Here is a 12,984-nt window from a genome sequence, read left to right as displayed (position 1 = left end):
CATCCGTCGCGAGGTCCTTGGTTTGCTGATGTTCGCAGTCGTCCGCCTTGGTGCGCACGAAAACGCGCTCAGAAACGTTTGGCTCTGGACGCGCAGGCGACGTCCAGTCTAACCGAAAGCGCGCTCCGATACGGCCTTCCGAACCGAAATTGAATTGCGGGGGTAGCGCCTTCGCTTAGCCTCCACGAGATGCATGCTCGGCAACCCCTTTTCGCGCGTCAAAGAAGCTTCCGTCTCGCCGCCTACAGCAGAGCCGATACGAATAATGTTGCGGCAAAGCCGCTTAGCACTGCGGCGAAGCCGGAGCCGGACTGTTATTATCGCGGGGTGTTCACGGTAAGCTGGAAGACGCTGATGATGAGCCCTTCCGCGCGTGCCGCGTTGCGTGACTGATCGCTCGTGACGATTTTTCTCACAAGCCGGACTTCGATAACCGCGGCGTAGTCGGTGCGATCCCTGTGCGGGTAGACGGGTTCAGCGTCCAGGCCGACGCCGCTCGTCGGTAATATTCATTGGCTTTCACGGTTTCGCATGAGCCTCGATAGGTGAGATCGAAATTCTGTCGAGGTCAACAAGACTCTCCTTCTGCACCGAAAAAGGCGGCTTCCGGGTGCGCAGCATACTGTCGGACGCTGCAGCGCGATTGTCAGCTTTAAGACCATTGTCCACAACTTGACGCATGTACCCGGTACGAAGCAACTGAAGACCCCGCAATTTCCAAGCGGCACGGTGCTTGCTTCATTCGCGGTGCCATCACCGATGCCAGCTCGAAGGCGCTCGGTTGTGGATCGGGAAAGCGGCGCGGAGTGTTTGATGCGATCTGGAGTTCGTTTTCGGGGAGCGACAACGATTGAGCTGGTCGCAAGGGGTGCAGCCAATCCGGCGGACCTTGAGCCAGCAGTACAACTGCAACCGGCCCTGTGGAGCGGGTCCGGACGATATATTGGCGGGCACGCCGGCGGTGGTTACGGCCAAAAGTCCTTCAGTAATCTCCACGTTCCGTCAGTCTATGGCGGCGGCGTCGATACTCCCATGGTCCGGGCAGGCGGCCAGATCGGCTACAACTGGCAGAAGAATAGCTGGGTGTTTGGCCTCAAACTCGATGCCAGCAGCGCTGTCTCCAACGGCACAAATACCTGCCTCACCGCCTCCGGCATAGTACTCTGCGCAAACTGCAAGGCGAGTCCAAACGTCTTTGTCACCGGAGACGGTCGCCTCGGTTACGCTTTTGGCGCGCAGGGCCTCACGCTGGCCTACGTCAAGGAAGGCGTGGCTTGGCAAAACAATCGAGGCGACGTCATCAATAACAACGAGTTTGGCCAATATCGGCGACGGCGCGCTCGACTTCTACAAGGCGCTCGACGAGGTCTTTCCCGGCACACGCCACCAGCGATGCTGGGTGCACAAGACCGTGAACGTCCTGGACAAGGTCCCACTCTCGGTGCAGGCCACCATAAAGAAGGATTTGCGCGAGGTCTATTGGGCGGACCGAGCGTCCGCCGAAGCGGCGATCGACGTCCTCGCCGAAAAGCATTGCGCCAGGTATGGCTGGGCGGTCGAATGCTTGGTCAAGGATCGCGACGCACTGCTGGCCTTTCTACGATTTTCTTGCCGAACATTGGGATCACTTGCGCACCGCCAATCCCATCGAGAGCGTATTCGCCACGTGGCGATACAGGACCGTGCGGACGAAGAGTTCTTCGTCGCCAACCGCCGCCAGGCCGATGGTGTTCAAGCTGGTGATCGCCGCATCAAGGACCTGGCGGCGGCTCAAAGGCACAAATCAGTTGCCGAAGGTCGCAGTTGTCAGATTCAACGACGGCATTGAGGTCATCCAAATGCCGGCAAACCAAGCGCCTGATCATCTCGTCACCTAAATCCCCAATAGCTCAGCTTATTGGGCCGACAATTCAATGGAGATTTCTTAATGATTATTGATAACGAAAAGGAAGCCCCACCGGCTCTGTCCACCGGTGGGACGCATATGCTCATCGACCTATGGGGAGCGAAGAACCTCGACGATTCGGCCATTGCGGAAGACGCAATCCGAAAAGCCATCCGTGCGGCGAGTGCGACATTACTCCACCTTCATGTTCATGAGTTTTCTCCGGGTCACGGCGTCTCCGCAATAGCCTTGTTGGCTGAATCGCACATTACCTTACATACTTGGCCTGAGAGGTCCTACGCGGCCGCTGATGTTTTCGTATGTGGCGACAGCGATCCTGCGGGCGCCGTGCTAGTTCTAGTTGAGGCCTTTCAGCCCGAACAGTCTGACGTTCGCCGCTTCCGGAGAGCTGTGTCAATCAAGCCAACGCGTTGAAGCAGATGGTCGATCTCCTTGGACTAGCCGGTCATGTTTCCGACCGCGAGCTATCGCTGAAATTTGGTGACAGCGGGAATCGGGAAAGCGGCATAGTCTGAGCATGGTCTGAGCCCTCCCTTCATCCAGCAATGGGGAGAGTCCCGGTGACATTTGAGCCCATAGGGCTCGGTGGAGCAACGGGGCGAGGCGCGGAGCCCTCGGCATAGCGCAGCGTCCCGCCCCGTTGCGGCCCAGGATCGCTGCGATTGGCGTAGTCGATCGGTGTGAGGTTGCCCAGAGCGCTATGCAGCCGAGCTTTGTTGTACAACAAGGCTTGAGAACGCCCATAGGACGGTACGCAGGGAGCTTCTGTATCGGCCTCATCCCTGGTTCGGGCGCGAAGTTTTCATTCACGGCGCGATCGACAACAGAGCCGGCGGCGTTTTCCGATGCATGTTGGACAGCTCGGATGGCGGTCGCTGGAGATTTCGGTCTGGATGTTCGACAGCACGGCATGCGCAAGCGGCGTGCTCTTTGCGATCGCCCCGTTCGTCAATTTGGAAGCGCTGGGCGCATTGTCCGCGTTGCTCGACCAGGTCTTGAAGACTGACGCGTCACCATCGACCACCCAGCTTACAGACGCATATGGGGCTCTCGCGACCACGGGAGAGGACCATGGCACGGAAGACGGCGTCAGCGATCTGGGTTCGGCGCAAACGGCGCCCCCAAGTCCAGGCAGATGGATTTGTTCGCAAGCGGGCGCGCGGCCGGCGCGCCCGCTTGGCCCGACCTGCCGAGGGACACGCGGGAGGCGCTGGTCGGCCTGATGACGCGGCTGATCCTCGATCATGCGCGGGCGACGACGAAGGCCGGCCATGATCGTTGAGAAGATCGGCTCTCATCTGGAGCGCAAGGCGATCCTCTACGTGCGCCAGTCTTCGGCGCGCCAGGTGCTGCACAACCGTGAGAGCGGGGCGTCGCAATACGCCATGCGGGATAGGCTGACGGCGCTGGGTTTTTACCGAGATCGAGGTGATCGACGACGATCTCGGCCGTTCGGCCGCTGGCGGCGTGCAGCGTGCCGGCTTCGAACGGATGCTGGCCGAGGTTTGCCTCGGCATGGTCGGCGCCGTCTGTGCTCGAGAAGTCTCGCGCTTCGCCCGCAACAGTCGGGATTGGCAGCAACTGATCGAGATATGCCGCGTCGTCGACCGAGTCCTCGTCGATCAGGAGACAATCTACGCACCCAGACACGGCGATGACCGGTTGCTGCTCGGCCTCAAGGGGAGCCTCAACGAGTTACGAGCTCGACCTTCTGCGCCAGCGCTCGCTGTCCGCCCGCCATGAGAAGGCTCGCCGCGGCGAACTCGTCGTCGCAGCGCCGGTCGGCTTTGCGAAGATCGGCGACCGCTTTGAGAAAGATCCGGATCGATAGGCCCCGGTGAAAGCTCAGACCAACGTCGACACAGCGCGGATCGTTGAGGACGCGCGCAGACGGCTGATGTTGAAATCACGCTGAACCTGCACGGGTCATGGCGCGGACCACGCCGCCGTACATCAAGGCGCGTCCCGCGCATTGAGTGCGCGATGGAGCAACGGTTCGAAGCGCAAGGTCATGTCGGACAATAGCAGCGCAGCTTGGCAGTCTTGAGACAAATGTCAGCAACATGACGCTACCCACCTTACGACGTGCCCGCAGAGCCTGCGAACTCACTTCGGCACCCGGTTTGCTTTGTTCACGGCATCATCACCAATCGCAGTGCGATGGTCTTCGGGACGGACTCGGCGCGCGTCGCTGTTAGCGTCTGGTCCGCCCCGACGGTTTGCTGCGGCGATAACTTAAGGGCGCTCGGTTGTGGACCGAGAAAATGCAGGAAAGTATTGGATGCGATCTGGAGTTCTTCTTTCGGGAGCCACGACAATTGCGCTCGTTGCAAGCGGTGCAGCCAATGCGGCGGACCTTGAGCCAGAAGTGAAACTGCCCGCGACGGAGTGGAGCTGGTCTGGAGGCTATATTGGCGGGCACGTCGGCGGTGGGTACGGCCGAACCTCCTTCAGCAATCCCTACGGTCCCTCAATCTATGGCGGCGGCGTCGATACCCCAGTGTTCCTCGCAGGTGGCCAGATCGGCTACAACTGGCAGACGAACGGCTGGGTGTTTGGCGTCGAACTGGATGCCAGCGGTGCGGTCTCCGACGGCACAAATACCTGCCTCGCCGCCTCCGGCTTTGTTGTGAGCGCCAACTGCAAGGCAGGTTCAAACGTCTTTGCCACCGGGACCGGCCGCGTCGGTTACGCGTTTGGCCCGCTCGGCCACACGCTGGCCTATCTCAAGGGAGGCGTGGCTTGGCAAAACAATCGGGGCAACGTCGTCAACAACAACGAAGGCGGCTGGCCACAGGAGACAACCCATTTCGACTATGGTCGCGCCGGCGGCATCATCGGCCTAGGCGTCGAGCAAGCGCTTTCGCCTGCATGGTCCGTCAAAGTCGAGTATGACTATTTGCATTTCGGCGGGCCGAGCGTCGCGACCCCTCCGACCGTGCAGGGTCCGGCGCTTGCACTTCTTCCGGAGAACACAACCAGCCTATCCAGCAACTATCACATCGGAAAGATCGGTCTGAACTACCATTTTGGCGCCGACCCTTGGGCGGCGCAATGGTCCGATGCGCCGCTCTACGCGAAAGCAACGGACAGCGTGCCGCCGATTGCTTACACGCCCGGTTGGACGTTCGAGGGCGGATCGCGGCTCTGGCTCAGCCGGGGACGATTTCAATGGGACCACAGCGCAGTGCCCTATGGGGGCCTTGAAGACCCCAGCATTCTTATATCGAGGCTCACTTATCACGGACTGGACGGACTTTCCGGAGAGTTATTTGGCCGTGTTGACAGCCCGTGGGGAGCATTCCTGAAGGGCAATATTGGTGTCGGGCGCTTCAACAAAGGAAACATAAACAACGAAGACTGGGGCATCCAGCCCACGCTTTCCTACATCAACAATGAATCAGGCCAGGCCAACGGAAGGTTCATGTACTACACGGCCGACGCCGGATACGATTTTCTGCGCGGCGCCAACTACAAGGTCGGCGGGTTTATCGGTTGGACCTATTACGGCCAGAGTTCCGACTCGATCGGATGCGAGCAGATTGCCAACCCCATGTTTACATGCCTGCCGCCGGGTGACAACACGGTCATTGGAAGCGAGGATACTCAGTGGAATGCACCTCGTGTCGGCCTGAGCGCCGACACCATGCTCACCGACCGCTGGCGCCTGAGCACCGACGTCGCTTACCTGCCTTGGACCGACTTCAAAGGCCGTGACTATCATCTGTTGCGCCCGTTGACCACCTTTAATGAACAACGCGGCAATGGTGGCGGGGGCGTCCAGGTTGAAGGCGTGTTGTCCTACTTCATCACCAATAATTTCAGCGTCGGCGTCGGCGTCCGCTATTGGGCAATGTGGACCAAAAAGGACAGCGATTTGACATGCACAGGCTGTGATGGCCCGGGCACTACTGGGACTGGCCTTGCGAAGTACAGCATGGAGCGCTGGGGTACCTTCTTTCAGGCCAGCTATAACTTCAGCTGAAATGGCCCACCGTAACCAAGCTCCGGCCTCTTCGACGCCGTCCTGAAGCCTGATGGTGACGCAACTAATCGCTAACCGTGAGGCAAAGCCGAGCAACCGTGTGTTGTGATTATCGTCGTTGTTGCGCTCGGGTGACAGCCTTTCAGCACGAAAAAGGGTATTATCCGAGTTCGATACTGACTCGGAGAGAAGTAAAGATGAAAAAGCTTTTGCTTGGTACGGTTGCCTTGGTTGCGCTGGCTGCGCCGGCGTCGGCTGCCGATCTTGCCGCGCGTCCTTATGTCAAGGCCCCGCCGGCGCCCGTCGCCGTCGTCTATGACTGGAGCGGGTTCTATATCGGCGGCAACGGCGGCTGGGGAACGAGCCGCACTTGCTGGGACGTCCTCGGCTTCGGTGACGGGTGCCACGACGCAGATGGCGGCACCGCTGGTGGTCAGATCGGCTACCGCTGGCAGACCGGGACCTGGGTGTTCGGTGTCGAAGGTCAGGGCAACTGGGCTGACTTCAAGGGCAGCAACATCAGCCTGCTGACGGGCATCGACACCAACGAGTCGAAAATCGACGCATTCGGCCTTTTGACCGGCCAGATCGGCTATGCCGCCAACAACGTGCTGTTCTACGTCAAGGGCGGTGCGGCTGTGACCTCAAATCGCTACCGCGTGCTTGACACCGCCACTGGTATTCCGATCACCGACAGCATCGATGACACCCGCTGGGGTGCCGTGGTTGGCGCCGGCGTCGAATTCGGCTTCGCACCGAACTGGTCGGTCGGCGTCGAGTACGACCATATCTTCCTGGGCGATCGCTCCTACGACTTCATCAACAACGGCAATTTCGCTCCGGCCGGCACGCTCTTCACCACCGAGAATGTCAGCCAGGACGTCGACATGGTCACCGTCCGCGTGAACTACAAGTGGGGTGGCCCGCTCATCGCGAGATACTAAGTTACGCAACTCCAGTGCTCTGCTAGGATTGGGCCGGCTTTCAGCCGGCCCTTTGTTTTGGAGCACGTAATGGCAGGCAAGAAGCGGCCCACGCGTCCAGATTCTGAGTCATCTCAGGAGGAGATTCTGGCTTACCTCGACTACTCCTTCGAACATGACGACTTGAAGGGAATTTGCCGGGCCATTGGCGATGTCACCAAGCTCTTCGATATCCCAGAGATAGCGAGAATATCGGGCGTCCGGCGGGAAAGCGTCTATCGCGCCTTCGGGGGTAGCGAAGTTGCAACACTGACCACGATCGTGAGCGTGCTATCGGCGATGGGATTTGGCTTGGGGGTAAAGCAGGTGCGACGGAGTCCTGAAATAGCTCGACGAAGAACCGAGCGAAATTCAGCCTCAGCCTGATGTGCAACCTCTATTCAATCGCCACCTACCAGGAAGCGATCCGCGTGCTGTTTCGCGTCGTCAATCGCTTTGTGGGCAACCTGCAACCGATGCCGGGTGTCTTCCCAGACTACCCGGCCCCCGTGGTGCGCAATGGAGGCAGCTAGCGCAAGATGGTGTTGATGCGTTGGGGCATGCGGCCACCGCCCAGGACTGGAGTCTTCTTCGAGATGGCGCTAACGGGCCAGAACACCGAGCGCCCCTCGACTTGATCGGCACGCCGATCGATGACTGATCGCACGCGGCCGCCCGTCGTCCATCGACGACGGGACGATCAGGCCCACTTATCTTCTTCGCGGCGGGCTTCGTCCTCATTGAGGCGCTCGGCCACGTCAGTAGCGACAGCTGGATCCTCAGTGTTTGCGATTGGCGCGCCGGCCTGCTTTTTGATTTTCTTGCCTTCGGCATGCACTGGAAAATCATCGGGCTTTAGCGGCTTCTTTGAAGTCGACATCGCGTCTCCCTCCTGTGTGCCGACACAATAGCACGCGCTCTAAGAAACGGGGGCCCAGAACTGTCGCTTAGCTAGGTGCGTCCCCTTCGGGACACGTGCTCACTCGTTTTCATCCTCGCTAAGTTCCCGCTCTGCCTGTAACCAGAACTCGAGATCCCGGCCCGTAGGCCGCCTGTGCTGTTCCCAGAGTTCGTGGGCACGAGCCCTGATTGCTTGCTTGGACCGCCGCGCAGCTAAGCGCCGTTGCAGGCTCGCCCCCAGATCCTCGGCGAACGCCTTGAGCCGCTGATAGGTCGTTTGGTCGGTTATCTCGGAAGCCAGCCGCTTCGCCTGTTCGAGCTGGCGCTCTAACTCTTGGCGATCGGTGCTCTGGCTCATGGTCACCTCCGCCAGAAACAAATCGGCGGAGGCAAAATTGTTCATCTTCGGCTTGTTCGTCCGGGAAGTCGGGCCACGAGGCGCGCCCCGCTCCAAAGCTCGACGCCGTGGCCCTCGACCAGCCGCCGAGCCCTTTCGATCGCTTCTTCGTCATTAGCGCAAACCATCGGTTCAAAGCCGATGATATGGCCGTCCAGCCCGACGGTGTAGGCCCGGTACTCCGGCATGGCTACCGCGGCGCCCGCAGGCCGGAACTAAGCCATTCAGCGATGCGGGAGGCTGTTTCGCTTTGCCGCGCCCTTCGCAGCAGGCAGCAGGTTTTCGCGCCCTTTGCCGGGCGGGCAGTTTTTTGGCTTGCTGGCGGGCCAGCTTGGCGTGCTCGACCAAGCGATCACGCAGGGACACAACTTGTTTGAAACGGCGTCGCTGCATGGGCGCGCTCCATCCTGGGTACAGGCGGGAGCACAACACTCTCAGTCGCCGTCAAATGCCTTGGGATGGGACGGTGATGAAGCTGGCCTACGCCCAATCAGTGCTGGCTTCTGTCTAGAAGTGTACACAGCCTCGGAGAAAGCTCCGCATGTTCTGAGCAGAAGGAACTATGGGGTCGGCCAGGAGTCGAATCCCCGCCTCCAGCATTAAAAGCCCGAGCCTGGCGCCCCCTCCGGCAACCTCGGGCCGCTTGCGCGAAAGGAGGAGGACGTGACCTACATCCACGAACGGAAGGTGCCCACCGCGGCCCAGCGTGAGGCTCGACAGGCCTTCAAGGAAGCGGACGCCAAAGTAGCGATTTCCGAGTATGAACGGGCTCAACAGGCATTCCATGCAAACCGTGAGCGCCTAAAGGCGGAGCGATTGGCTCGAGAGGCCGAAGCAGCGCGGAAGCTCAAAACCTGATGGATGCACGAGCGCGGGACGGTCGGCGGGTTCACGCAGGCCGGACTGACCTGTTCGCCTGATCAATCCGGGTTACCGGCCACGCTTTATTCGACGGCCCGAAAAGAATCGCTGAGATGCAAAAAGGTAACGTGTCGTGACCGGCCTTCGCCTAGCCGTCAAGTATTCGCGGACCCGGTAAGAACCGGGGTTTTACCCAGTAGCGAGGAGCGCGACCCCGGCCGGGGGATTGTGGGGCGCTGGCTCGACCGGGGCCGCTACTATGGCGTCCGGTGCTGACGGGCGCCGCCCTACTGACGTGTTTGCCGGCCAATCGTTCTTTGGCAAGACGCGCGTGAACCAGGCTGTTTGCTGTCCCCCGGTCCCGCGCGACTGGGACGGCTCTGGCTGGCGGGTTCGCAACGTCAGGATTTGCTACTAAGCAGGGATCTACCGGGCGGCGCCAAGCGCTCGCCACCCTGTCATGAAACTTTCATTTGCCGCGGCTGACGGTTGCGGCTTCAGTCGAAGTGCGTCTGCCGCGAGCGGCTCCTCCCCACAGGGCCCGCGAGTGTCCTCGGCAGCAAGTAGGCGGCTCCGGCGCCAAAAGCCCCCCTAAGCTCCAGCGCCGGAGCCGTCCCCATTTGGGATCTATCAGCGCGAAGCGCTCGCTAATGCAGACGGCCATCGATCTGTTATTTGTGCCGATGGATCGTCTGTTCCTTGCCGTCATCGTCTCCGCTCTGTTGTTGTTCGTCTTCTCGAGTGCGTTGCTCGTCGACCGTTCGCAATCGCCCGTCACGCTGATCGAGCGGCCGGAGCAAGCAAAGGGCGAGCGGCCTTGAACATCGGCCAGATCAGGCCCTGATCTATTGCGCATCGGACACCAGGATGATGCGTCCGAGCGGCTTCGAACCCTGTCTGCCGACCCCGCCGTGTCTGCTGCGGGGTCATGAGCGGCTGTCCCCGCTTGGCTCAATCCTGGTCCGGTTTACTCTCGGGAGCCGACGTCCCTGACAGTCTCGACGCTGTTCTGAGCAGAGCCAGAATCGGAAGTTAGTCCGGGGTGGGCTCCCGTTAGATTGCCTTTGGCACTGCCGTGTTATCCATCGTACAGTAATTCTGGGTTGGATTGCATGCCATGGTGCGAGAGCGGCCAGTCCGGGTTGAGCGTAAGTTGGCGGCGATAATGGCCGCCGACGTGGCTGGTTATTCACGGCTCATGCACTATGAGGAAGAGGCTACGCATGCGAAGCTGACAGCGCTCCTAGCGGACACTGTCACGCCCGCAATTGCCGAACACGGCGGCCGCATCGTGAAGAATACCGGGGACGGGTTCTTGGCGGAATTTTCGAGTGCGGTTGAGGCGGTTCGGGCTGCGATACTATTTCAGACTCGTATTCATGAACTTGCAATCGGAGACGCTGAAGACACGCGCCTTCTTCTCCGGGTCGGCATCAATATCGGCGACGTGATTGTCGAGCCGCATGACATTTTTGGCGACGGCGTGAATATTGCGGCACGGCTTGAGAGCATCGCAGAACCAGGCGCTATCTTCATTTCGTCGTCAGCCTACGATCAGGTTCTGGGAAAGATCACCGTCGAGTTCGTCGACCTGGGCGAGCAGCGCCTTAAGAACATTGCACGGCCAGTCCGTGTGTTTAAAGTTATGGATCGTATTGCGGCAGCAAGACAAAGACCTACGTTAACCCTCCCCGATAAACCGTCAATTGCCGTGCTGCCTTTCCAGAACCTCAGCACAGATCCCGAACAGGAGTACTTCGCTGACGGGATCGTGGAGGACATCACGATGGCGCTGTCGCGTTTTCGCTGGCTGTTTGTGATCTCACGTAATTCAAGCTTTACCTACAAGGGCCGCCTCGTTGACGTGAAGCAGGTCGGCCGCGAGCTAGGCGTCCAGTATGTACTAGAAGGTAGTGTCCGGAAGGCCGGCAACCGCATTCGAATCGCCGGTCAATTGATCGATGCGGAATCCGGAGTGCATCTATGGGCGGACCGTTGCGATGGCGCGCTGGAAGATATGTTTGGTTTACAGGACCAGATGACTGCCAGCGTCGTTTATGCAGTAGCGCCGAACCTTCAACGCGCGGAGATCGAGAGGGTCAAGCGGAAGCCGCCCGAAAATTTGAACGCATACGATTATTACATGCGTGGTCTGGCGAGAGTCCATCGGTGGACCAGGGAGGCCGATAGCGAAGCGCTTCGACTGTTTTACAAAGCGATAGAGCTTGATCCTGGTTTGGCTTCCGCCTACGGCATGGCCGCGTGGTGCTACGTCCGGCGCAAAGCAAACGGCTGGATGCTCAACTCCGAACGTGAGCCTATAGAAGCTACGCGGCTGGCAAGGAAAGCGGCCCGTTTGGATAGAAGTGACGCGTCAGCGCTATGCATGAGTGGATATGCTCTCGCCTATATGGCCATGAATTCGACGGGGATGGTCGAGTAGCTAAGCCATTCGGCTTCGCCCTCACAGATCCGGGCATGCAGATTTCCCGCACCCGGCTCTTCTCGAGAGTCACCAGCATCGGTTTGCTCCTACGCCCATGAGTGAATGATACGTGGCCGGGGCAAGGGAAAACGCGCTTCCACAGTCTCAAACCAATCCCGGCCCTTGTTCCGGTTCTTCTGGCTGCGCCGTCTGAGGCAAGTGAGCCAGATGCGCCGGACCTCCTGCAGGAATCCGTTGAGAGAGCGCCAGTTGTGTGGGACACCATAGTAGCCGTAGTGGCCACGCAGCACGCTGGAGTACCAGCGGTGCTGTGTCGCCATCGGGGCATGCATGATCTGCCACGCTTCCTGCCGCAACGCCTTCAACTTTCGCGTCATGCGCTTGCTCTGCGTTTTGCGTTTTACGATAAATCTGCCGTCCCTGGTCCATCCACAGTAGTGGGTGAGGCCGAGGAAGGCGAATGTATCTGGTCGCCGCGCGCCGCGTTGCCGTCGAGCCATGGCCGGTAAGCGGCCGAACTCAATGAGACGCGTCTTGTCCTCGTGGAGTGCCAAGCCAAAGCGCGCCAGTCGCTCCTTGAGGTCAGCCATCATCCGTCGGGCATCTGCCAGCCGTTCGAAGCCCATCACGAAGTCATCGGCATACCTCACGATCGATACCCGACCGCGCGCGTGCCGACGGCGCCATTGATGCACCCAGAGATCGAGGGCGTAATGCAAGACGATGTTGGCGAGGCACGGGCTGATGCCTGCCCCTTGCGGTGTCCCCTTGTCCGTTTCGTACCATTCTCCGCTCTCAAGGACACCGGCCTCAAGCCACATCCGAATGAGCCGGAGGATCCGAGGGTCGGCAATCCTGTGCGCCACCATCCGCATCAGCCACTCGTGATCAATCGAGTCGTAGAAGCTGCGAATGTCGGCATCGAGCACCCAGTTCACGTGCTGGCTCATGATCGCTGTATGCAATGCTGAGAGAGCCTGATGTGGGTTGCGCCCCGGCCGAAAGCCGTAAGAGAACCCCATGAAGTCGACTTCGTAGATGCTGCTCAGCACCTCGGCAACCGCGCCTTGAACGATTTTGTCTTCCAGCGTCGGCACGCCGAGTGGACGCCGTCCACCATCTGCCTTCGGGATATGTACACGCCTGACCGGCTGCGGCCGGTATCGGTTGGTGTGGATTCGTTGACAGAGCTCCTCGAGATTGCTCCCCAGGTTCTGTTCGTAATCCGTCACCGTGATCCCATCGACCCCCGCGCTCGCCCGCCGCTTCTGCCGCCGGAACGCTCGTTCGAGCGCTTCGACATTCACATGATGCAGCAAGGCCGTAAATTGGGTATGGGCGGCCTTGCGGGCCGCCGCGTTCACCCTCGCGAGATTGGGCGGCAAGACACCCCGGCTCTGCGTCCGGTCCTTGTCCCTCTCGTTGGGGCTCCTCTCGAGCTGGTTCCTTCCCTCAGCCCATCTCGTTTCCTTCGATGGCTTCATCGGTAATATAAACCAGTCCGACTCCCGACCTCAGCTCGGATGG

13 protein-coding genes and 2 pseudogenes are annotated in these 12,984 nt (G+C 60.0%); 11 read left to right on the top strand and 4 right to left on the bottom strand.

Annotated features, from left to right (window positions below; translation table 11 throughout):
* Positions 1 to 1,002: 1,002 nt before the first annotated feature.
* The gene (locus ACVJGD_RS41995; RefSeq protein WP_456640612.1) at positions 1,003 to 1,323 is read right to left on the bottom strand and encodes a hypothetical protein; all 321 of its coding nucleotides are present in this window, start codon (positions 1,321 to 1,323) and stop codon (positions 1,003 to 1,005) included.
* Here ACVJGD_RS41995 and ACVJGD_RS41990 point away from each other — a divergent pair.
* The 8 genes and pseudogenes from ACVJGD_RS41990 to ACVJGD_RS41955 all read left to right on the top strand — a co-directional run.
* A pseudogene (locus ACVJGD_RS41990) lies at positions 1,301 to 1,877 on the top strand (transposase); the annotation flags it as partial. The gene ACVJGD_RS41995 and the pseudogene ACVJGD_RS41990 sit on opposite strands and share 23 nt — an antisense overlap.
* A 50-nt stretch (positions 1,878 to 1,927) precedes the next feature.
* Complete coding sequence (gene speD, locus ACVJGD_RS41985; protein WP_456639572.1) at positions 1,928 to 2,320, top strand: adenosylmethionine decarboxylase; 393 nt, start codon at positions 1,928 to 1,930, stop codon at positions 2,318 to 2,320.
* A gap of 721 nt (positions 2,321 to 3,041) precedes the next feature.
* Positions 3,042 to 3,188, top strand: coding sequence for a hypothetical protein (locus tag ACVJGD_RS41980; RefSeq protein ID WP_456639571.1), 147 nt, complete (start codon positions 3,042 to 3,044; stop codon positions 3,186 to 3,188).
* 146 nt (positions 3,189 to 3,334) lie between these two features.
* The gene (locus tag ACVJGD_RS41975) at positions 3,335 to 3,649 is read left to right on the top strand and encodes a recombinase family protein (protein WP_456639570.1); all 315 of its coding nucleotides are present in this window, start codon (positions 3,335 to 3,337) and stop codon (positions 3,647 to 3,649) included.
* 538 nt (positions 3,650 to 4,187) lie between these two features.
* Positions 4,188 to 5,891: an outer membrane beta-barrel protein gene (locus ACVJGD_RS41970; RefSeq protein WP_456639569.1), complete on the top strand. Its 1,704-nt coding sequence runs from the start codon at positions 4,188 to 4,190 to the stop codon at positions 5,889 to 5,891.
* Positions 5,892 to 6,088: 197 nt separating this feature from the next.
* Positions 6,089 to 6,835 carry an outer membrane protein gene (locus ACVJGD_RS41965; protein WP_456639568.1) on the top strand — a complete coding sequence of 249 codons (747 nt, stop codon included), beginning with the start codon at positions 6,089 to 6,091 and terminating at the stop codon, positions 6,833 to 6,835.
* 69 nt (positions 6,836 to 6,904) lie between these two features.
* The gene (locus tag ACVJGD_RS41960; RefSeq protein ID WP_456639567.1) at positions 6,905 to 7,240 is read left to right on the top strand and encodes a helix-turn-helix domain-containing transcriptional regulator; all 336 of its coding nucleotides are present in this window, start codon (positions 6,905 to 6,907) and stop codon (positions 7,238 to 7,240) included.
* A pseudogene (locus ACVJGD_RS41955) lies at positions 7,240 to 7,383 on the top strand (SOS response-associated peptidase); the annotation flags it as partial. The gene ACVJGD_RS41960 and the pseudogene ACVJGD_RS41955, both read left to right, overlap by 1 nt.
* A gap of 170 nt (positions 7,384 to 7,553) precedes the next feature.
* On the opposite strand, the gene ACVJGD_RS41950 reads toward ACVJGD_RS41955, so the two are convergent.
* Together ACVJGD_RS41950 and ACVJGD_RS41945 are read right to left on the bottom strand one after the other, a co-directional pair.
* Positions 7,554 to 7,733 (bottom strand): hypothetical protein, encoded by a 180-nt coding sequence (locus ACVJGD_RS41950; protein WP_456639566.1) that lies wholly within the window; start codon positions 7,731 to 7,733, stop codon positions 7,554 to 7,556.
* 99 nt (positions 7,734 to 7,832) lie between these two features.
* Positions 7,833 to 8,156 (bottom strand): DUF2934 domain-containing protein, encoded by a 324-nt coding sequence (locus ACVJGD_RS41945; protein WP_456639565.1) that lies wholly within the window; start codon positions 8,154 to 8,156, stop codon positions 7,833 to 7,835.
* A gap of 657 nt (positions 8,157 to 8,813) precedes the next feature.
* Here ACVJGD_RS41945 and ACVJGD_RS41940 point away from each other — a divergent pair.
* From ACVJGD_RS41940 to ACVJGD_RS41930, 3 genes are all read left to right on the top strand, one after another.
* Positions 8,814 to 9,008, top strand: a complete 195-nt coding sequence (locus ACVJGD_RS41940) for a hypothetical protein (protein ID WP_456639564.1) — start codon at positions 8,814 to 8,816, stop codon at positions 9,006 to 9,008.
* Positions 9,009 to 9,661: 653 nt separating this feature from the next.
* Positions 9,662 to 9,832: a hypothetical protein gene (locus ACVJGD_RS41935; RefSeq protein ID WP_456639563.1), complete on the top strand. Its 171-nt coding sequence runs from the start codon at positions 9,662 to 9,664 to the stop codon at positions 9,830 to 9,832.
* Between the two features lie 344 nt (positions 9,833 to 10,176).
* Entirely contained in the window at positions 10,177 to 11,454 is a 1,278-nt protein-coding gene (locus ACVJGD_RS41930) for an adenylate/guanylate cyclase domain-containing protein (RefSeq protein ID WP_456639562.1), read from the top strand.
* An 89-nt stretch (positions 11,455 to 11,543) separates the two neighbouring features.
* Here the strand turns inward: ACVJGD_RS41930 and ltrA are convergent, their stop codons facing one another.
* The gene (ltrA, locus tag ACVJGD_RS41925; protein ID WP_456639054.1) at positions 11,544 to 12,842 is read right to left on the bottom strand and encodes a group II intron reverse transcriptase/maturase; all 1,299 of its coding nucleotides are present in this window, start codon (positions 12,840 to 12,842) and stop codon (positions 11,544 to 11,546) included.
* Between the last annotated feature and the right edge of the window lie 142 nt (positions 12,843 to 12,984).

The organism is Bradyrhizobium sp. USDA 10063 (genome assembly GCF_054063735.1).
This window is presented reverse-complemented; position numbering and strand designations above follow the sequence as displayed.

What these genes read in the sequence shown, in the direction of transcription:
- speD (WP_456639572.1), top strand. Translation starts at nt 1,928, where the DNA reads ATGATTATTGATAACGAAAAGGAAGCCCCACCGGCTCTGTCCACCGGT.
- ACVJGD_RS41980 (WP_456639571.1), top strand. Translation starts at nt 3,042, where the DNA reads ATGGATTTGTTCGCAAGCGGGCGCGCGGCCGGCGCGCCCGCTTGGCCC.
- ACVJGD_RS41970 (WP_456639569.1), top strand. Translation starts at nt 4,188, where the DNA reads ATGCGATCTGGAGTTCTTCTTTCGGGAGCCACGACAATTGCGCTCGTT.
- ACVJGD_RS41965 (WP_456639568.1), top strand. Translation starts at nt 6,089, where the DNA reads ATGAAAAAGCTTTTGCTTGGTACGGTTGCCTTGGTTGCGCTGGCTGCG.
- ACVJGD_RS41960 (WP_456639567.1), top strand. Translation starts at nt 6,905, where the DNA reads ATGGCAGGCAAGAAGCGGCCCACGCGTCCAGATTCTGAGTCATCTCAG.
- ACVJGD_RS41950 (WP_456639566.1), bottom strand. Translation starts at nt 7,733, where the DNA reads ATGTCGACTTCAAAGAAGCCGCTAAAGCCCGATGATTTTCCAGTGCAT.
- ACVJGD_RS41945 (WP_456639565.1), bottom strand. Translation starts at nt 8,156, where the DNA reads ATGAACAATTTTGCCTCCGCCGATTTGTTTCTGGCGGAGGTGACCATG.
- ACVJGD_RS41935 (WP_456639563.1), top strand. Translation starts at nt 9,662, where the DNA reads ATGCAGACGGCCATCGATCTGTTATTTGTGCCGATGGATCGTCTGTTC.
- ACVJGD_RS41930 (WP_456639562.1), top strand. Translation starts at nt 10,177, where the DNA reads ATGGCCGCCGACGTGGCTGGTTATTCACGGCTCATGCACTATGAGGAA.